The following is a 19,163-nucleotide window of genomic DNA, read 5'->3' on the forward strand; positions in this document are numbered from 1 at the left end:
CCTGTGGGCCCCGCGGGCCAGTGGATGGTTTTGCAAAAGCGGCCGCGCAATGTGCTGCAATCGGCCCAGCACGAATTCTGATCGAGCCCCCACCGCATGGCCATGCCCCACCGTCCCGATGACGACATCACCCTTCGCAAGCTGCACATCCTGCGGGTCTTCCTGGAGGCCGGCAACCTCGCGCGCGCGGCGGAGAGCCTGGACATCAGCGCGGTCAGCGTGCACCGCGCCCTGCACTCGCTGGAGGACGCGCTGCGCTGCCCCCTGTTCCGCCACGAAGGCCGGCACCTGCACCCCACCGAGGCCGCACACCACCTGGCGGAGGTCGCGCGCGAGCTGTTGTGCACGCTGGCCGAGGGCATCCGCTCCACGCGGGCGGTGGCCGGGTATTCGTCCGACCGCATCCGCATCGGATCGCTCTATTCGCTGACCAGCCGCACGGTGCCCACCCTCGTGATGGGCATGAAGCGGCGCATGCCCGAACTGCAGACCGAACTGGTGCTGGGCTCGGACGCCGACCTGCGGCAAAAACTGCGCAACGGCGCCATCGACGCCGCGCTGATGGGGTCGTCCGGCGATATGCCCGACCTCGAGTGCGAGCCCCTGTTCGAGGACGACATCCACTTCGCCGCGCCGGCCGACTCGCCCTACCCGCCCGACGAGCCCATCGACCTGGCCGCCTGCGCCAGCGAGCGCTTCGTCAGCCTCACGGAAGGCTTCGTGACCTACCAGGGCTTCATGGAGACGTTCCGGGTGGCCGGCTTCACCCCCGACGTGGTGATGCAGACCGAGGACATCTTCTCGCTGATGAACCTGGTGAGCGGCGGCGTGGGCTGCACCCTGCTGCCCGGGCGGGTGCGCGGCGTGCTGCCGCCCAACGTGCGGCTCATCGCGCTGCAGCCGCGCTACCGCATGCGCCAGACCATCGCGCTGCACTTCCTGCGCACCCGCGAGCGCGACCCCAACCTCCTCGCCCTGCTGGCCGTCTGCCGCACCGCCAAGGCGGCGCTGTCCTGAGCGGCCTCGGCTGCCACCCGTGGCCACCCTACGGGGTAACCCTGAATCGTTTCGATTAGCGTAAGTGTCGGCACGCCGCTGGCATTGATCCGCGCCGCCCGGCTGCGTATCGTCCCCTGCAAGAACAAAGCCCCGCATCCATGAGCACAGCCACCGGCATGTGCCGCCGCGGGGCGCCACGGACAGGAGACAAATTCAATGACTTCCCACTGGATATCCATCTGCGCGCTCGCCAGCATGTTCGTCATCGCCACCGTGCTGCCCATCAACATGGGCGTCATCGCCTTCGTCGGGGCCTTCCTGGTCGGCACGCTCGTGGCCGGCATGAATGCCAAGGCCATCATGGCGGGCTTTCCGGCCGACCTGTTCCTGACCCTGGTGGGCATCACCTACCTGTTCGCGCTGGCGCAGAACAACGGCACGATCGACTGGCTGGTCAAGCTGGCGGTGCGCGCGGTGCGTGGGCGCATCGCGGCGATCCCGTGGATCATGTTCTTCATCGCCGCGGCGCTCACGGGCGTGGGGGCCGTCAGCCCGGCGGCGGTCGCGATCATCGCGCCCATCGCGCTGGGCTTCGCGGCCAAGTACGGCATCAACCCGCTGATGATGGGCCTGCTCGTCATCCACGGCGCGCAGGGCGGCGGCTTCTCGCCGATCAGCATCTACGGCGGCATCACCAACAAGATCGTGGCCACGGCCGGCCTGCCGCTGAACCCCATCGCCACCATGGCGGCCAGCCTCGCGGTGAACCTGGCCGTGGCCATGGCGCTGTTCGTGGCCATGGGCGGCCTGAAGCTGGCGCGCCAGCGCACCGGCGCCCGCAACACCCCGTTCGACCTGCCGCAGGTCGCCAACGGCCAGGGCGGCGCCCAGGTCTATGGCAACGCCGAGGGCGACTCCCTGGCCGAGGAACGCCGCACCGCCGCCCAGACCGACGACTCGCTCATGAACGCCGCCCCGTCCACGCCGCAAGCGGAGGGTGCGCGCTGGTACCAGGCGGTCACCGTCATCGGCCTGCTCACCCTGGCCGTGCTGACGCTGTTCTTCAAGCAGGACATCGGTTTCGTCTCCATCACCATCGGCCTGTTGCTCACGCTGATGGCGCCCAACCTGCAAAAGCGCGCGCTCGGCCAGGTGTCTTGGCCCGAGATCATGCTGATCGTGGGCGTCAGCACCTTCGTGGGCGTGATGGACAAGATGGGCACCATCGACTTCGTGGGCCACAGCGTGGCCGCGCTCACCTCGCCGCTGATGGCGGCGCTGCTGCTGTGCTTCGTCGGCGCGGTGATCTCGGCCTTCGCCTCGTCCACGGCGGTGCTGGGCTCGCTGATCCCGCTGGCCGTGCCGTTTCTACAAGGCGGCGGCTCGGGCGATGCCGGCGTGGGCGCGGTGGGGTTCATCGCGGCCATGGCCGTGTCGTCCACCATCGTCGATGTGAGCCCCTTCTCCACCAACGGCGCGCTGGTGCTGGCCAATGCGCGCGGCGTCAACCGCGAGGTGTTCTTCCGCCAGCTCATGGTGTATGGCGCCGCTGTCACACTGATCGCACCCGTGGTGGTGTGGCTGCTGTTCGTCGTGCTCTGACCGGCCGCCAGCCCCCACCCTTCCTTCTTCCAACCCACCCCTACCTCCCATGAACCCCAGAGACTGGAACACCCGCGCGGACCGCCGCGCCGCCCGGCTCGCGCGGGCCGACCGCGCGCTGGCTGCGCACGGCATGCCGCTGGCCGGCAAACGGGTCGATGCCGCCGCCATCGGCACGCTGCTCGAAGCCGTGCTGGAGCCCGGCGACCGCGTCTGCCTCGAAGGCAACAACCAGAAGCAGGCCGACTTCCTGGCCGATGCGCTGGTGCAGGTCGATCCGGCGCGCGTGCACCACTTGCACATGGTGCAGTCGGTGCTGGCGCTGCCGCAGCACCTGGACGTGTTCGAGAACGGCATCGCCTCGCGGCTCGATTTCAGCTTCTCGGGCCCGCAGAGCGCGCGCATCGCGCGGCTGGTGTCGGCCGGGCGCATCGAGATCGGCGCCATCCACACCTACCTGGAGCTGTTCGCGCGCTACTTCATCGACCTCACGCCGCAGGTCGCGCTGATCGCCGCGCAGGCGGCCGATGCCGAGGGCAACCTCTACACCGGCCCCAACACCGAAGACACGCCCGCCATCGTGGAAGCCACGGCCTTCTCGGGCGGCATCGTGATCGCGCAGGTCAACGAGATGGTGGACGGCCGCACCACCACGCTGCCGCGCGTGGACATCCCGGCCGGCTGGGTGAGCTTCGTCGTGCAGGCCCCGCGCCCGCATTTCATCGAGCCGCTGTTCACGCGCGACCCGGCGCAGATCAGCGAGATCCAGGTGCTCATGGCCATGATGGCGATCAAGGGCATCTACGGCGAGTACGGCGTGCAGCGCCTGAACCACGGCATCGGGTTCGACACCGCCGCGATCGAACTGCTGCTGCCCACCTACGGCGAGTCGCTGGGCCTCAAGGGCAAGATCGCCCGGCACTGGGCGCTCAACCCGCACCCGGCGCTGATCCCGGCCATCGAGGCCGGCTGGGTGGAATCGGTGCACTCCTTCGGCTCCGAGCTGGGCATGGAGGACTACATCCGCGCGCGCTCGGACGTTTTCTTCACCGGGCCGGACGGCAGCCTGCGCAGCAACCGCGCCTTCTGCCAGGCCGCGGGCCACTATGCCTGCGACCTGTTCATCGGCTCCACCCTGCAGATCGACCTGGACGGCAACAGCTCCACCGCCACGCTGGGGCGCATCGCGGGCTTCGGCGGCGCGCCCAACATGGGGGCCGATGCGCGCGGGCGGCGCCATGCCAGCCCCGCCTGGCTCAAGGCCGGCGCGCAGGCGCGGGCGGGCCGCACCGGCGCGGCCGGCACGCCGCGCGGGCAAAAGCTCGTGGTGCAGATGGTGGAGACCTTCCGCGAACACATGCAGCCCGCGTTCGTGGAACGGCTGGACGCCTGGACGCTGCAGGAGCAGGCCGGCATGGCGCTGCCGCCCATCATGATCTACGGCGACGACGTGACCCACATCCTCACCGAGGAAGGCATCGCCAACCTGCTGCTGTGCCGCAGCGACGAGGAGCGCGAGCAGGCCATCCGCGGCGTGGCGGGCTACACCGCGGTGGGCCTGGCCCGCGACCGGCGCGCGGTGGAGAACCTGCGCGACCGCGGCGTGATCCACCGCCCGCAGGACCTGGGCATCGACCCGCGCGATGCCACGCGCAACCTGCTGGCCGCGCGCAGCATGCGCGACCTGGTGCGCGCGTCGGGCGGGCTGTACCAGCCGCCCAAGAGATTCCGGAACTGGTAGGAGGCACCCCATGAGCGACATTCCCGCAGGGCTCGAAACCCTGGACTTTTCCTTCCCCGGCGGCCGCCCCACAGGCCCCTTCGCCCCCGTGCTGGTCGGCGTGGTGGGCTCCGGCAACCTCGAGGTGCTGCTGGAGCCCGACAGCGGCACCGGCTGCTCGGTGCGCGTGGAGACCTCCGCGCGCGGCTTCGGCCCGATCTGGCAGGCGGTGCTGGACGACTTCCATGCGCGCCACGCCTTGGCCGGCGTGCGCATCGCCATCAACGACATGGGCGCCACGCCCGCCGTGGTGGGGCTGCGGCTCGACCAGGCCGTGGCTGAACTACCGGGAGCGCGGCCATGAGTCTGAGCTACGCGGAATCCAGCGCGCGCGAGCGCCTGGCCCACCTGCTGGATCCCGGCAGCTTCCATGAATGGCTGCCGCCGGCCGAGCGCGTGACCAGCCCGCACCTGGCGCAACTGGGCGTGCCTTCGGCCTTCGACGACGGCGTGGCCGTCGGCCGCGCCACGCTGGGCGGGCGGCCCATCTTCGTGGCCGCGCAGGAGGGCGAATTCATGGGCGGCGGCGTGGGCGAGGTGCACGGCGCCAAGCTCGTGGGCCTGCTGCGGCGCGCGCTGCGCGACCGGCCCACGGCCGTGCTGCTGCTGGCCGAGTCGGGCGGCGTGCGGCTGCACGAGGCCAACGCCGGGCTGATCGCCGTCTCGGAGGTCATGCGCGCCGTGCTGGACGTGCGCGCCGCCGGCATCCCGGTGGTGGTGCTGATCGGCGGCGCCAACGGCTGCTTCGGCGGCATGGGCATCGTGGCGCGCTGCGCCGACCACGTGGTGATGAGCGACATGGGCCGCCTCGCCATGTCGGGCCCCGAGGTGATCGAGGCCTCGCACGGCGTGGAGGAATACGACGCGCGCGACCGCGCCCTGGTGTGGCGCACCAGCGGCGGCAAGCACCGCTGGCTCACGGGCGACTGCGACGCGCTGGTGGAGGACGACGTGGCCGCCTTCCGGGCCGCCGCCATCGCCGCGCTCGGGGCCGCGCGGCCCGTCACGCCGGCGGCGCTGGAGGCCGAGCACGCGCTGCTGGCCGCCCGCATGGCCGCGTTGGACCACCTGCCGGACGATGCCCCCGCCGACGACGCCACCGCGCTGTGGCAGGCCCTGGGCGTTGCCGATGCCGCCCGGGTGCCCGAGCTGGACGTGGCGGCGGTGCAGGGCCTGCGCCCGGCCTGAACCCGCAGCAACGAACGAGAAGGAACCGACATGCAATGGAACACCCTGGCCGAAAGGCTCTTCGGCGCGCAGCACGGCATCGTGGCCGATGGCGACCTGCTCTCGGGCACGCCCACCTTCGACGGCCAGCCCCTGGCCGTGATCGGCACCACAAACCATGCGCCCATCGGCGTGCGGCTGGCGCTGGCCCAGGCCCGCGCGGTGCTGGACACCGTGGCGCAGCACCCCGGCCGCGCCATCCTGCTGCTCATCGACACGCAGGGCCAGCAACTGCGCCGACGCGACGAGCTGCTGGGCATCAACCGCGCCATGGCACACCTGGGGATGGCCATCGACCTCGCGCGCCGGCATGGCCACCGCGTGGTCGGGCTGGTCTACGACCAGGCGCTCTCGGGCGGCTTCATCACCTCGGGCCTGATCGCCGACGCCTGCTACGCGCTGCCCGAGGCCGAGATCCGCGTGATGCGCATTCCCGCCATGGCGCGCGTGACCAAGCTGCCCGAGGCCCGGCTCACGGAGCTGTCGCAGTCCAACCCCGTGTTCGCCCCCGGCGTGGACAACTACGTGGCCATGGGCGGCGTGCGCGCGCTGTGGGAAGGCGACCTGGCCGCCGCGCTGCGCGAGGCCCTGGCCCACACGCCCACCGACGACGTGCGGGCCCGGGACGGCGCCGCGCGCGGCGGCCGCCAGCTCGCCGCCGCCGTGGCGCAGCGCGTGCTGGACGCGGCCTGAGCACGGGACGCCACCCCTTCACGCACCCACGCCCACGCCCATGGCCACCGCCCTGCCCCTGCAGCGCCATCAGCTCGCCTGCCTGTCCGACGCCGGCTGGCAGCGCCAGCTCGCCCTGCCCTGGGACGGCGAGGCCCGCGAATGCCTCGATCACTGGGCCGCGCGGCGCTTTCCGCTCGTGGTGACCACCCAGCCGCCCGGCCCGGACGGCAGCATCGCGCTGGGCCTGCCGGCCCCCGGCCGCTGGGCACGGCGCCGCCTGGCGCTGCGCGTGGCGCGCGAAGACATCCTTTACTTCGACGCCTTCCCCCCGGCCCTGCTGGCCCAGCCGCTGATGCCGACCGGATCGAAGGCCGCCTGGGGCCGCCTGTGCGAGGCGCTGCAGGCCTGCGGCGTGGCCGCCCGCATCTACGGCAGCCACGGCTGGCAGCTCATCACCGGGCTGGACCACCTGCGCAGCGGCTCCGACGCCGACCTGTGCATCGGCGTGGCCGGCCCCAGGCAGGCCGATGCCGTCGCCGCCTGCCTGCTCGCCTTTCCGAAGGCGCAGCCCCGGCTCGACGGGGAACTGCTGTTCGCCAACGGCGCCGCCGTGGCCTGGCGCGAGTGGAGCGCCTGGCGTGCAGGCCGCGGCAAGGCCGTGATGGTCAAGCGCCTGGCCGGCGCCGCGCTGGCGCAGGCCCCCTTCTGGCCGGCCACGGAACCGGCAGCGGAACCGGTGCAGGAACCGATGCCATGACCGCCAACGCACTGCGCCGGCCCGCCAATGCCCAGCGCCCCGGCCCAGGCCCGGCCCCGCACACCATCGGCCGCGCCGCCACGCTGTCGCTCTACGAAGAGTTGGCCCTGTCGCCCAAGCCCGGGCTGGTGACCCTTACCGACAACGGCAGCCACACCGACATGGATGCCCGCACCTTCGTGCGCAGCCTGTTCGCGCTGCGCGGCTATTTCGTGCGCATCGCTGCGCTGGGCCACGCCGGCGAGGGGTTCCCGGCGCTGGAGCGCTGCGGCATCGAGGCCGAGGCGCGAATGGCGGCGGCCACCGGCGGCGTCAACACCCACCGGGGCGCGATCTTCACGCTGGGCCTGCTGTGCGCCGCGGCGGGCGCCCTGGCGCGCCAGGGCACCCCTCTGCAGCCCGCCGCGCTGCGCGATGCGCTGCGCCGCCACTGGGGTGCGGCGCTGGCCGAGCGTGCCGAACGCACGCTACGCGCGCCGCGGCTGCCCGGCGGCATCGCCGCGGCGCGCCACGGCCTGCGCGGCGCGGCACAGGAGGCGGCGCTCGGCTTTCCCGTGCTGTTCGACACCGCCGTTCCGGCCCTGCGCCATGCGCTCGCCCGCGGACTCGGCGTTCAGCAGGCGCGCGTGGACACGCTGTTTTCCGTGATGGCCGTGCTGGACGACAGCAACCTCGCCCACCGGGGCGGCCTGGAAGGCCTGCGCCACGCCCAGGCCTGTGCGCGGGAGTTTCTGGCCGCGGGAGGCGCCGGGCGGCCCGGCGGCCTGGAGGACGCGCACGCCATCGGCCGCGATTTCGTCGCGCGGCGCCTGTCGCCCGGCGGTTCGGCCGACCTGCTGGCCGCCGCCTGCTGGGTGGTCCGCATGGCGCCGCCGGCGGGCAGCGCACCATGAGCTACGCCCTGGTGTTTTCGGGCCAGGGCATGCAGCACCCCGACATGCTGCCCTGGCTGGCCGACGGCGCCCCGGTGCGCGCGGTGAACGAACGCCTCGGCGTGCGCGACTGGCGCGCCGCGCTGCAGGACGCCGATTGGGCCGCGCGCAATGCCCACGCCCAGGTGCTGCTGACCGGCCTGGCCCTGGCCGCATGGGACGCCCTGGCCCCGTTGCTGCCCCCACCGGCCGCCGTCGCGGGCTACAGCGTGGGCGAGCTGGCCGCCTTCGGCGCGGCCGGCGTGTTCGATGGCGCCACCGCGCTGTCGCTCGCCCAGGCGCGCGCCGAGGCCATGGACCGCTGCGCCGCCGGCCACCCCGGCGGCCTGATCGGTGTGAGCCGCATGGCACCGGCCGCCATCGACGCCCTGGTGCGCGACACCGGCCTGGCCGTGGCGATCCGCAACGGCCCGGACAGCGTGGTGCTGGGCGGCGCGCTGGCCGCGCTGGACCGCGCCGAAGCGCTGGCCACGGCCCAAGGCGGCCACTGCACGCGCCTGCGCGTGGGCGTGGCCTCGCACACGCCGGCCCTGCAACGGGCGGCCGATGCCTTTCGCCAGGTGCTGGAGGGCACGGCTTTCGCTCGCCCGCGCACGGCCCTGTTCAGCAACGCGGCCGACCGCATCGCCAGCGTGCCGCAGGCCCGCGAGGCACTGGCGGCGCAGATCGCCCGCACCGTGCGCTGGGACGAGTGCATGGACAACCTGCATGCGCGCGGCGTGCGCTGCGTGGTCGAGGTGGGCCCGGGCCAGGCGCTCGCCAAGATGTGGAACGCACGCTACCCCGGCGTGCCGGCCCGCGCCTGCGACGAGTTCCGCAGCGCGCAGGCGCTGGCCGCGTGGGTGGGCAGCCACGGCCTGTCCTGATCCCCTGGACGGCGCGGACCGGTGCCCCGGCACGCGGCGCCCTGCCAACACATTGGCAGCTTTTGCGAACGCGTTGTCGCAGCAGCGCCCGGCACCGCCCCTAAGCTGGTAGCCCCTTCTTCCTCGATGGCGGCGGCACCGCCGGGAACACGTCCATGCTCACGCTCCATCACTGCCTCAGCGCACGCTCTTTCCGCCCTTTGTGGATGCTGGAGGAGCTGAATGCGCCGTATGCGCTGCAGGTGCTGCCTTTCCCGCCGCGTGTGCACGCGCGCGAATTCCTCGGCGAAAACCCGCTGGGCACCGTGCCGCTGCTGGTCGACGGCGAGACCCGCATGACCGAATCCGCCGCCATGTGCCAATACCTGTGCGCGCGCCATGCACCCACTCCCCTGCAGGTCGAGGTGGGCGAGCACGATTTCGGCCGCTATCTCAACGACCTGCATTTCGGCGAAGCCACGCTCACCTTCCCGCAGACCCTGGTGCTGCGCTACCGGTATTTCGAGCCGGCAGAACGCCGCAGCCCCCAGGTGGCCGACGACTACGCCCGCTGGTTCCTGGCGCGGCTGCGCACGCTGGAACCTCGGCTGGCACAGCAGCCCTACTTGTGCGCCGGGCGCTTCACGGCGGCGGATGTGTCGGTGGGCTATGCGCTGCTGCTGGCCGAACACCTGGCGCTGGCCGCCGCGTTCCCGCCCGCCGTGGCGGCCTATTGGGCCCGCCTGCGCGAGCGGCCCGCATTCGCCCGGGCCATGGCGGCGCAGGAGGCGGCGGCACGCGCGCAAGGGATGCCGCTCACGCCATCGCCCGACTTGCGGCCCTGAGCCGGGCGGAACAGGGGTGGGGCACTGCCGCCGCTTGGCGACGGCGATGGCATGGGCGTAGGCAAACTCGGGTATGGTGCTCTTCCGGTAAGGCCGCGACGCGTTGCCACGGCCCATCGTCCGGCCTTCAACGCGCTGCCGCGCCCCGGCCCATGGCCTGCGATTCATGGATGGCTGCTCGCGCGATCTCCATCCCCTCAGCGCAGCCCGCATTTTTTTGATTGCAAAGGAACACCCCCATGAAAGCCATCTGGAACGGCGTGACCGTCGCCGAGAGCGACGACACCGTGCTGGTCGAGGGAAACCACTACTTCCCCGAAAGCGCGCTGAAGCCGGAATACTTCACCTTCAGCAACCACAAGACCATGTGCCCCTGGAAGGGCCAGGCCACCTACCGGTCGCTGCTGGTCAACGGCGAACTCAACCCCGACGCCGTATGGACCTATGCCGACCCCAAGCCCGAAGCCGAGTCGATCCGCGGCCGCTTCGCGTTCTGGAAAGGCGTCAAGGTCGGCGCCTGAAAGGCCCCCTCGGGTTATCCCTGCCCGCACTGGACAATCATGTGGATAACCCGGGACAACGCCTGTATGGCGACGCCAAGCCGTTGATTTTGCAAGGAAACCGGTGCGCCGCCTCATTTTTAGGCACCCGGTTGCCCACAGGGCTGTGGTTATCCCTGGCGCCGCTGGACAATCATGTGGATAACTCGGGACAAGCCCTGTATGGCAGCGCCAAGTCGTTGATTTTGAACGCCTACCGCTCGACTGCCTTCTTTTTAAGCAACCCAGTGCGCTCAGCGCCACGGCCCATGAATGCTATTAAAAACATAGCTACATGCCCTAGTGTTGATTGCACTGGAAGCCTTTTTCACCCCAACCCTTTCGTTCACCGCCCTCCTGTGCCCGTTCGCCATGAGTGACCCTTCTTCCGTTCCCTTTTTCACCGCCCGCGTCGGCGACGACGGCACCCAGTGCGATGCATGGCCCGAGCAGCCCTTGCTGCTGTCGCTGGAGCAAGGCGGCATCGACTGGCCCAGTTCGTGCCGCAACGGCACCTGCCGCACCTGCATCGGCCTGCTGGCCGAAGGCGAGGTGCGCTACGCCATCGAATGGCCCGGCCTGTCCCCGGAGGAGCGCACCGAGGGCTGCGTGCTGCCCTGCGTGGCCTACCCGGTGAGCGACGTGCGGCTGGAAGCGCCCGGCATCTGAAGCCGGCTGAAATGATCTGAACCCGGGCCCGCCCCGCGCCCCCATGGGGCGGGCACCCTTGCTGTAGCGCGCGTTCCTCGACCAGAATCTCCCGGACACGCATCGCCACGGGAGGGAGGACACCATGAACGCCAAAGACACGCCGGCCACACCGGCCGCCCATGCCAACGCCACGGCCCCGGACGCCGCCGACCGCGCGCCCACGCGCGAGGCCATCCTGGCCGAATGCATCGCCGCGGACGAGCAATGGGCCGCGCAGCCGGGCCGCAACCTCGTGCTGCTGTTCGACGGCACCGGCAACATCCTGGGCAACCAGCAGGACACCAACGTGGTGAAGCTGCTGCGCATGCTCGGCAAGGGCCGGGACGCATCGGGCAGCGAGCCCACGCAACTGGTCTATTACGACCCCGGCGTGGGCACCACCAACGAATTCCCGGCGGACGGCATCCTGTCCAAGGCCAGGAACCAGCTGCGGCAACTGGCCGGGCTGGCGCTGGGCAGCGGCGTGTTCCCCAACATCGCCGAGGCCTACAAGTTCCTCGTGCACACCTACCGGCCGGGCGACCGCATCTACCTGTTCGGCTTCTCGCGCGGCGCGTTCACCGCGCGGGCGGTGGCCGGCATGATCAACATGTACGGCCTCATCCACACCGAGGGCCTGCCGCTCATCGAAACCCTGGTGCGCACCTATTTCGCCCCGAGCGGCCAGAAGAACCAGGCCGGCACCAGGAGCCGCGAAGCCTTCGCGCGCGACGTGATCGACAACTTCTCGCTGGGCCGCACGCCGCTCGTGCACTTCGTGGGCGTGTGGGACACGGTGGAGGCCATCGGCAGCGGGCTGCTGGGCGGCATCAAGATCACCAACTCCACCGAGTTCGCCCGCAAGCGGTTCGCCAACGTGCGCCATGCCATGTCGCTTTATGAATCGCGCAGCAAGTACTCGCCCCGGCGCTACGCCGACCCGCACTTCACCGAGCGGGAGCGGCCCTGGCGCAGCTACGACCAGCGCTGGTTCCGCGGCGTGCACAGCGACGTGGGCGGCTCGTACGCGCGCGACGGGCTGTCCAACCTCACGCTGAAATGGATGGTGGACGAAGCCTTCGCCAAGGGCCTGCGCGTGGACCGGGGCCAGCTGCAGCCCGGCGACCCGCTCACGGCCATGCACAACCAGGCCTACGACTGCCCCTACTGGGTCTGGACCGGCCTCAATGCACGCGAGCGCTTTCCGAGCGACTTCGTCGACCCCACGGCCCGCCCGGTGGACGGCGCCGTGCCCGCCAACACCGTGCCGCGCACGCAGCCCTGGCGCTGGCTGGGCGTCGCGCTGGCGGTCGTCACCGCCGTGCTGTTCGCCGTCACGTTCCAGTTCGGGCAGGCCGCCTGCGACCTGCAGTCGGCGCCGGGGTGGGTGCAGGGCCTGCCTTCGGGCTTTCAGGTGACGGCGCACTGGCACGCCGGCTGGGGCGTGGTCTGCGGCGGCACCGACAGCGTGCGCCGCGCCATCGCCTGGGACTGGGCCCTGCTCGCCAGCTACGCCCTGTGGCTGGCCTACCCGGTGGCCTGGGCCCTGCGGCGGCTGGTCGCGCGGGCCGTACCGCCGGGCTGGGCCCTGGGCTGGCTCTACCGCCATGCCCACTGGACGATGCTGGCCCTGGTGCTGTCGGACCTGGTGGAAAACTACGCCACGCTGCACATGCACCACCCGCACTGGCCCACGGTGCTGACGGTGGCCAGCGGCCTCAAACTGCTGTCCCTGCTGCTGCTGGCGTGGGTGATGGTGGCCGGTGCCCTGGCCGGGCGCGAGGGCGGCCGGACGCGGCCCGCCTCGCCCGCGCCCCAAGTCCACTAAGTGGACTAAAATCGCCGCCTTTGGGGCGCGTAGCGCTCCCGCACCGTGCGGCCAGCGCCGCACCGCCCGCTCTTTGGAGGCGGCTCCGTCCGGGCCGTGGCCGGACCAGCGTGCGGTGCACGCCACCCGCGCGGCCCACCGAAAGCCCTGCCCTCCATGAACACCCCCCTGACCCCTGCGCCCATCTCGCCGGTGCAAGACATCGTGGCCGAGATGCGCGCCGGGCGCATCGTCATCCTCGTGGACGAGGAAGACCGCGAGAACGAAGGCGACCTGGTCCTGGCCGCCGACCACGTCACCCCCGAGGCCATCAACTTCATGGCGCGCTTCGGCCGCGGCCTGATCTGCCTGACCCTCACCCGCGAACGCTGCGAACTGCTGAAGCTGGCCCCCATGGTGGCCCGCAATGGCACCAAGATGGGCACGGCGTTCACCGCCTCCATCGAGGCGGCGGAGGGCGTGACCACCGGCATCTCCGCCGCCGACCGCGCCCGCACCGTGCAGGCCGCCGTGGCGCCTCACGCCGTGGCCGCCGACCTGGTGCAGCCCGGCCACATCTTCCCGCTGCAGGCGGTGGACGGCGGCGTGCTCATGCGCGCCGGCCACACCGAAGCCGGCTGCGACCTGGCCGCCATGGCCGGCTGCAGCGCCAGCGCCGTGATCTGCGAGGTGATGAAGGACGACGGCACCATGGCCCGCCTGCCCGACCTTCAGATCTTCGCGGCCGAGCACGGCCTCAAGATCGGCACCATCGCCGACCTCATCGAATACCGCAGCCGCAACGAATCGCTGGTGCAGAAAGTGGGCACGCGCCCGCTGCAGACCGCCTTCGGCGAGTTCACCGCCCACGCCTTCCGCGACGAGCCGAGCCAGGCCGTGCACCTGGCTCTCGTCAAGGGCCAGTGGGGCGCGGACGACAGCGTGCCCGTGCGCGTGCACGAGCCCCTGTCGGTGCTGGACGCGCTGGAGGTCAACCGCTCCATGCACTCCTGGGGCCTCGACAGCAGCCTGCAATACATCGCCGCCCAAGGCCAGGGCGTGGCCGTGCTGCTCAACTGCGGCGAAAGCGCCGAGCAGCTGCTGGAGCAGTTCGAAGGCCGCGCCCGCTCGGCCCATGCGCCCGAGCGCGGCCGCATGGACCTGCGCACCTACGGCGTGGGCGCGCAGATCCTGCGCGAATGCGGCGTGCACAAGATGCAACTGATGGGGCCGCCGCGCCGCATGCCCAGCATGGCGGGCTACGGCCTCGAGATCACCGGATACCTTCCCAAGGAATAAGACATGTTTGGCGCAGACAAAGGAACAGCGGACAAGCTCGACGGCAAGAAGCTGCACATCGGCATCGTGCAGGCCCGTTTCAACGAGAGCATCACCAACACCCTGGCCGCGGCCTGCCGTGCCGAACTGCTGGCGCTGGGCGTGCAGGAAAAGCACATCCACCACGTGCTGGTGCCCGGCGCGCTGGAAGTGCCGGTGGCCCTGCAGGCCATGGCCGAGCGCGACGAATACGACGCGCTGATCGCCCTGGGCTGCATCATCCGCGGCGAAACCTACCACTTAGAACTGGTGGCCAACGAATCGGGCGCGGGCGTGAGCCGCATCTCGCTCGACTACCACGTGCCGGTGGCCAACGCCATCATCACCACCGAGAACATGGAGCAGGCCATCGCCCGCCAGACCGAAAAAGGCCAGGACGCCGCCCGCGTGGCTGTGGAAATGGCCAACCTGCTGGAGGAGCTGTCGTGAGCGATTCCACCTCTTCGCACCCCGGCGGCGCCAAGCGCCCGCCACGGCAGGCGCGCACCGGCGTGACCAGCACCGGCGCCCGCAAGGCCGCCTCCAAATCCAACCGCAGCCGCGCCCGCGAGTTCGCGCTGCAGGCGCTCTACCAGCACCTGGTGGGCCGCAACGACGCCACTGCCATCGACACTTTCACCCGCGACCTGGCGGGCTTTCACAAGGCCGATGCCGCCCACTACGACGCGCTGCTGCACGGCTGCATCGAATCGGCCGAGGCGCTCGACACCCTGATCACCCCGCAGCTCGATCGCAAGATGGCCGAGATCTCGCCCATCGAGCACGCGGCCATGTGGATCGGCGTGTACGAGTTCCAGCACTGCCTGGACGTGCCGTGGCGCGTGGTCATCAACGAATGCATCGAGCTGGCCAAGGAGTTCGGCGGCACCGACGGCCACAAGTACGTGAACGGCGTGCTCAACGGCCTGGCCCCCACGCTGCGCGCCACCGAAGTCGCGGCCGACAAGGGCGCGAACCCGGCACAGCCACCGCAGGCCCCGGCGGACGGCGCCTGAGCGCCCGGGGCCGGTCCGGCCCCGCCCCCGCGCCGCGCCCCGGCGGGCATCCCATCCCCACGCCCGCGCCGCGCGGGCAGGAACCTTTTCCATGCAGTTTTCCTCCCGCGCCGAGCGCATCGAACCGTTCTATGTGATGGAAGTGGCCAAGGCCGCCCAGGCCCTGGCGCGCGAGGTCGCCGGCACGCGCGAGCCGATGATCTTCCTGAACATCGGCGAGCCCGACTTCACCGCGCCACCGCTGGTGCAGGAGGCGGCCGCCCGCGCCGTGCAGCGCGGCACCACGCAATACACCAACGCCCTGGGCCTGGAGCCGCTGCGCGAGCGCATCAGCGGCTGGTATGCCGACCGCTTCGGCGTGCAGGTGCCGGCCCGGCGCATCGTGGTCACGGCGGGGGCCTCGGCCGCGCTGCAGCTCGCGTGCCTGGCCCTCATCGATGCGGGCGACGAGATCCTCATGCCCGACCCGAGCTACCCGTGCAACCGCCACTTCGTGAGCGCGGCGGAAGGCAAGGCGGTGCTGATTCCCACCACGCCCGAAGAGCGCTACCAGCTGAGCGCCGCCAAGGTCGAGGCGGCCTGGGGGCCGAAGACGCGCGGCGTGCTGCTGGCCTCGCCCTCCAACCCCACCGGCACCTCGATTGCGCCCGAGGAGCTGCGCCGCATCCATGCGGCCGTGCAGTCGCGCGGCGGGGTGACGCTGATCGACGAGATCTACCTGGGCCTGTCGTACGAGGAACGCTTCGGCCACACGGCGCTGGCCATCGACGAGAACGTCATCAGCATCAACAGCTTCAGCAAGTACTTCAACATGACCGGCTGGCGCCTGGGCTGGATGGTCGTGCCCGAGGCCATGGTGCCGGTGGTCGAGCGGCTGGCGCAGAACCTCTTCATCTGCGCCAGCACCGTGTCGCAGCATGCCGCCCTCGCCTGCTTCGAGCCCGAGAGCATCGCCGAATACGAGCGCCGCCGCGCCGAGTTCAAGGCCCGGCGCGACTACTTCATTCCCGCGCTGCAGGCGCTGGGCCTGCCGGTGCCCGTGGTGCCGGACGGCGCCTTCTACGCCTGGGCCGACTGCACGCAGGCCGCCGAGCGCCTGGGCGTCTCGGGCAGCTGGGACTTCGCCTACGAGGTGATGCGCCGCGCCCACGTGGCCGTCACCCCGGGCCGCGACTTCGGCGCGTTCGAGCCGCAGCGCTTCGTGCGTTTTTCCACGGCCAATTCGATGGCGCAGCTGGAAGAATCCGTGGCCCGCCTGCGCACGCTGATCGGATGAAGGCCGGCATGGCAACGGAGAACGCCCCGCTTCGGGCCTCGGCCCCGTTCGAGTGGCCCCTGCGCATCTACTGGGAGGACACCGACGCCGGTGGCATCGTGTTCTATGCCAACTACCTCAAGTTCTTCGAGCGTGCCCGCACCGAATGGCTGCGTTCGCTGGGCCTGGGGCAGCAGAACCTGCGGGAACTCACGGGCGGCATGTTTGTCGTAACGGACGCGCGCCTGCGCTACCTGCGGCCGGCGCGCCTCGACGATGAACTGATTGTTACGGCCTCTTTGCAAGAGGGTGGCCGCGCATCCCTGACAATACGCCAGCAAGCGCTCCTGAAACCAGAGCAAATGATCGAATCCCAGCCCGTGCTACTGTGTGAAGGCACCATCCGCCTCGGATGGGTCGATGCCGCCACCCTGCGTCCCGCACGCATCCCGGGCCCCCTTCTGGAACAACTCTCATCATGAACTCCCAAGACATGTCCATCCTGAATTTGGTGCTCAACGCCAGCTGGGTGGTGCAGCTCGTCATGCTGCTGCTGATCGGCGTGTCCGTGGCCAGCTGGGCCGCGATCTTCCGCAAGCTGTTCGCCCTGAAGCGCGTGAAGTCGCTCAACGAAGACTTCGAGCGCGAGTTCTGGTCGGGCACCAGCCTGAACGACCTGTACTCCAGCGCCGCGCAGAACGCCAAGAACGCCGGCCCCATGGAACGCATCTTCGCCAGCGGCATGCGCGAGTACCAGAAACTGCGCGAGCGCCGCATCTCGGACGCCGGCACGCTGCTCGACGGCGCCCGCCGCGCGATGCGCGCCAGCTTCCAGCGCGAGATGGACGTGGTCGAGTCCAGCCTGTCCTTCCTCGCCTCCGTGGGATCCGTCTCGCCGTACGTGGGCCTGTTCGGCACCGTGTGGGGGATCATGCATGCCTTCACCGGTTTCGCCGGCATGGAGCAGGTCACCCTGGCCACCGTCGCCCCGGGCATCGCCGAAGCGCTGGTCGCCACGGCCATCGGCCTGTTCGCCGCCATCCCCGCCGTGATCGCCTACAACCGCTTCGCGCGCGACATCGACCGCGTGGCCATCCAGCAGGAGACCTTCATCGAGGAGTTCTCCAACATCCTGCAGCGCAACCTGGGCGCGCAGCCCACGTCGTCCGCCTCGGGCCACTGAGCAGCACAGGAGACAGCAGCATGCCCGCAATGGCTTCACGCGGCGGCGGCCGGCGCCGCACCATCAACGAAATCAACATGGTGCCCTTCATCGACGTGATGCTGGTGCTGCTCATCATCTTCATGGTGACCGCGCCGATGCTCACGCCCAGCGCCATCAACGTGCCCTCCGTCGGCAAGGGCGCCAAGCCGCCCAAGTCGTTCGGCCAGGTCATCATCCAGAAGGACGGCAGCCTGCAGCTCAAGACCGGCGATGCCGAGCGTCCGATCACCCTGCAGGGTCTGGGCGCCGCCGCCAAGGCCTGGCAGGCCACGCAGCCGCCCGATACGCCCATCCTCATCAGCGCCGACAAGACCGTGACGTACGAAACCGTGGTGAAGGCCATGGATGCGTTGCAGAGGGCGGGCGTGCAGCGCGTGGGCCTGTCGGTCAAGTCCGGCGGCTGACGGGGCCCTCGCCGCCCTCGATCCTCCGCACCGTTTTCGCCTTTTTTCGATCGCATGCACGCCTCCAACGACCGCGACCAGTTCGCCCCCACCCGTCCGCCCGGGCGCCTGCGCGCCGTGGCGCTGGCCGTGCTCGTGCACGCGGCGCTGCTGGGCGCCCTGACCTGGGGCGTGAACTGGAAGACCAGCGCGGACATGCCTGCCGTGGAAGCGGAAATCTGGGATCGGATTCCGCAGCAGGCCGCGCCCCGCGACGTGCCGCCACCGCCGACGCCACAGCCCGAGCCCACCCCCGCTCCGCCTCCACCACCCCCGGTGCCGGCGCCGCCGCCCCCACCACCCCCGCCACCGAAGGCGGAGCCCGACACGCGCGAAGCCGACATCGCCATCGAGCGCGAGAAAAAGCGCCTGGAGCAGGAAAAGAAGGAACGCCAGCAGCAGGCCGAGCGCGAAAAGCGCGAGCGTGAGCGCAAGGAACAGGCCGAGCAGGACAAGAAGGAACGCCTGCAAAAGGAAAAAGAGAAGGAACAGCGCGAGAAGGCCGACAAGGCGGAACGCGAAAAGGCGGAGAAAGAGCGCCGCGAAAAGCAGGCCGAACAGGACCGTCAGGAGCAGCAGAAGAAACAGGCCGAGGACAAGCGCAAGGCGGAAGAAAAGCGCAAGGCCGAAGCCGCACAGAACAAACAGGCCGAAGCCCTGCGCCAGGAAAACCTGCGCCGCATGCAGGGCCTGGCCGGCGCCACGGGCGGCGAAACCGCCACGGGCAATGCCCAGCGCAGTGCCGGCCCGTCCGGCAGCTACGGCGGCAAGGTGGCCGCCAAGGTCAAGCCGAACATCGTCTATCCCGACGCCATTTCGGACAACCTGCGCACCGAGGTGGAAGTGCGGGCCTCGCCCGACGGCACCATCGTGGGCACCCGCATCACCAAATCGAGCGGCAACAAGGCCTGGGACGACGCCGTGATGCGCGCGCTGGACAAGACCGAGACCCTGCCGCGCGATGTGGACGGGCGGGTGCCCTCGTCCCTCGTCATCGGGTTCCGACCGCGGGATTGAGGCTGGCCACCGGTTGCTTGCCGGTTGCCCGGGATGCTCTTCAGACGTGCGCCCGGGCGGGCCACCTGCCATTCCAGCCAAACCCGCCAGGGAAGCAGCAACAAAAAAGGGTTTCAAGCCAAAATGGCCTAAAACCCATATTTTTCCAGGGCATTCTGCTACCTTTTCAATAGCAAATACCACCAACCCAGG

Annotated in this window: 21 protein-coding genes; all 21 read left to right on the forward strand. The window is 70.5% G+C overall.

Translation table 11 applies throughout. From position 1 onward, the window contains the following. Nucleotides 1–102: 102 nt before the first annotated feature. The 21 genes from M5C96_RS15575 to tolA all read left to right on the forward strand — a co-directional run bounded on the left by M5C96_RS15575 (nucleotide 103) and on the right by tolA (nucleotide 18,971). Complete coding sequence (locus M5C96_RS15575) at nucleotides 103–1,017, forward strand: LysR family transcriptional regulator (RefSeq protein WP_272569742.1); 915 nt, start codon at nucleotides 103–105, stop codon at nucleotides 1,015–1,017. Between the two features lie 198 nt (nucleotides 1,018–1,215). Next, nucleotides 1,216–2,601 carry an SLC13 family permease gene (locus M5C96_RS15580; RefSeq protein ID WP_272564051.1) on the forward strand — a complete coding sequence of 462 codons (1,386 nt, stop codon included), beginning with the start codon at nucleotides 1,216–1,218 and terminating at the stop codon, nucleotides 2,599–2,601. Nucleotides 2,602–2,650: 49 nt separating this feature from the next. Continuing rightward, on the forward strand, nucleotides 2,651–4,342 hold the full coding sequence (gene mdcA / locus M5C96_RS15585; protein WP_272564052.1) for a malonate decarboxylase subunit alpha: 1,692 nt from the start codon (nucleotides 2,651–2,653) through the stop codon (nucleotides 4,340–4,342). A gap of 10 nt (nucleotides 4,343–4,352) precedes the next feature. Further along, nucleotides 4,353–4,685 carry a malonate decarboxylase acyl carrier protein gene (gene mdcC / locus M5C96_RS15590; protein ID WP_272564053.1) on the forward strand — a complete coding sequence of 111 codons (333 nt, stop codon included), beginning with the start codon at nucleotides 4,353–4,355 and terminating at the stop codon, nucleotides 4,683–4,685. After that, a complete protein-coding gene (locus tag M5C96_RS15595; protein WP_272564054.1) occupies nucleotides 4,682–5,569 on the forward strand; it encodes a biotin-independent malonate decarboxylase subunit beta in 888 nt (295 codons plus the stop codon). Before mdcC ends, M5C96_RS15595 begins: the two co-directional genes overlap by 4 nt. 30 nt (nucleotides 5,570–5,599) lie before the next feature. Further along, nucleotides 5,600–6,301, forward strand: a complete 702-nt coding sequence (locus M5C96_RS15600; protein ID WP_272564055.1) for a biotin-independent malonate decarboxylase subunit gamma — start codon at nucleotides 5,600–5,602, stop codon at nucleotides 6,299–6,301. Between the two features lie 40 nt (nucleotides 6,302–6,341). Beyond that, nucleotides 6,342–7,040 carry a malonate decarboxylase holo-[acyl-carrier-protein] synthase gene (gene mdcG / locus M5C96_RS15605; protein ID WP_272564056.1) on the forward strand — a complete coding sequence of 233 codons (699 nt, stop codon included), beginning with the start codon at nucleotides 6,342–6,344 and terminating at the stop codon, nucleotides 7,038–7,040. Continuing rightward, nucleotides 7,037–7,933 (forward strand): triphosphoribosyl-dephospho-CoA synthase MdcB, encoded by an 897-nt coding sequence (gene mdcB / locus M5C96_RS15610; protein ID WP_272564057.1) that lies wholly within the window; start codon nucleotides 7,037–7,039, stop codon nucleotides 7,931–7,933. The genes mdcG and mdcB overlap by 4 nt, the downstream gene beginning before the upstream one ends. Beyond that, nucleotides 7,930–8,838 (forward strand): ACP S-malonyltransferase, encoded by a 909-nt coding sequence (locus tag M5C96_RS15615; protein ID WP_272564058.1) that lies wholly within the window; start codon nucleotides 7,930–7,932, stop codon nucleotides 8,836–8,838. The genes mdcB and M5C96_RS15615 overlap by 4 nt, the downstream gene beginning before the upstream one ends. Nucleotides 8,839–8,993: 155 nt before the next feature. Further along, nucleotides 8,994–9,662 (forward strand): glutathione S-transferase family protein, encoded by a 669-nt coding sequence (locus M5C96_RS15620; RefSeq protein ID WP_272564059.1) that lies wholly within the window; start codon nucleotides 8,994–8,996, stop codon nucleotides 9,660–9,662. A gap of 239 nt (nucleotides 9,663–9,901) precedes the next feature. Beyond that, nucleotides 9,902–10,183 (forward strand): DUF427 domain-containing protein, encoded by a 282-nt coding sequence (locus M5C96_RS15625; protein WP_092739949.1) that lies wholly within the window; start codon nucleotides 9,902–9,904, stop codon nucleotides 10,181–10,183. 390 nt (nucleotides 10,184–10,573) lie between these two features. Then, a complete protein-coding gene (locus tag M5C96_RS15630) occupies nucleotides 10,574–10,870 on the forward strand; it encodes a 2Fe-2S iron-sulfur cluster-binding protein (RefSeq protein ID WP_272564060.1) in 297 nt (98 codons plus the stop codon). A gap of 124 nt (nucleotides 10,871–10,994) precedes the next feature. Beyond that, on the forward strand, nucleotides 10,995–12,719 hold the full coding sequence (locus tag M5C96_RS15635) for a DUF2235 domain-containing protein (RefSeq protein WP_272564061.1): 1,725 nt from the start codon (nucleotides 10,995–10,997) through the stop codon (nucleotides 12,717–12,719). Nucleotides 12,720–12,875: 156 nt separating this feature from the next. Then, nucleotides 12,876–13,997: a bifunctional 3,4-dihydroxy-2-butanone-4-phosphate synthase/GTP cyclohydrolase II gene (gene ribBA, locus M5C96_RS15640; RefSeq protein WP_272564062.1), complete on the forward strand. Its 1,122-nt coding sequence runs from the start codon at nucleotides 12,876–12,878 to the stop codon at nucleotides 13,995–13,997. A 3-nt stretch (nucleotides 13,998–14,000) separates the two neighbouring features. After that, entirely contained in the window at nucleotides 14,001–14,465 is a 465-nt protein-coding gene (gene ribH / locus M5C96_RS15645; protein ID WP_272564063.1) for a 6,7-dimethyl-8-ribityllumazine synthase, read from the forward strand. Beyond that, nucleotides 14,462–15,031: a transcription antitermination factor NusB gene (nusB, locus tag M5C96_RS15650; protein ID WP_272564064.1), complete on the forward strand. Its 570-nt coding sequence runs from the start codon at nucleotides 14,462–14,464 to the stop codon at nucleotides 15,029–15,031. Before ribH ends, nusB begins: the two co-directional genes overlap by 4 nt. A gap of 91 nt (nucleotides 15,032–15,122) precedes the next feature. Next, nucleotides 15,123–16,307, forward strand: coding sequence for a pyridoxal phosphate-dependent aminotransferase (locus M5C96_RS15655; protein WP_272564065.1), 1,185 nt, complete (start codon nucleotides 15,123–15,125; stop codon nucleotides 16,305–16,307). 8 nt (nucleotides 16,308–16,315) lie between these two features. Continuing rightward, entirely contained in the window at nucleotides 16,316–16,768 is a 453-nt protein-coding gene (locus M5C96_RS15660; RefSeq protein ID WP_272564066.1) for a YbgC/FadM family acyl-CoA thioesterase, read from the forward strand. Then, nucleotides 16,765–17,469 carry a protein TolQ gene (gene tolQ, locus M5C96_RS15665; protein WP_272564067.1) on the forward strand — a complete coding sequence of 235 codons (705 nt, stop codon included), beginning with the start codon at nucleotides 16,765–16,767 and terminating at the stop codon, nucleotides 17,467–17,469. Before M5C96_RS15660 ends, tolQ begins: the two co-directional genes overlap by 4 nt. A 20-nt stretch (nucleotides 17,470–17,489) precedes the next feature. Then, a complete protein-coding gene (locus tag M5C96_RS15670) occupies nucleotides 17,490–17,915 on the forward strand; it encodes an ExbD/TolR family protein (RefSeq protein WP_272564068.1) in 426 nt (141 codons plus the stop codon). Between the two features lie 54 nt (nucleotides 17,916–17,969). Beyond that, nucleotides 17,970–18,971 (forward strand): cell envelope integrity protein TolA, encoded by a 1,002-nt coding sequence (tolA, locus tag M5C96_RS15675; RefSeq protein ID WP_272564069.1) that lies wholly within the window; start codon nucleotides 17,970–17,972, stop codon nucleotides 18,969–18,971. Nucleotides 18,972–19,163 lie beyond the last annotated feature (192 nt).

The organism is Acidovorax sp. GBBC 1281 (assembly GCF_028473645.1).
GTDB lineage: Bacteria > Pseudomonadota > Gammaproteobacteria > Burkholderiales > Burkholderiaceae_C > Paracidovorax.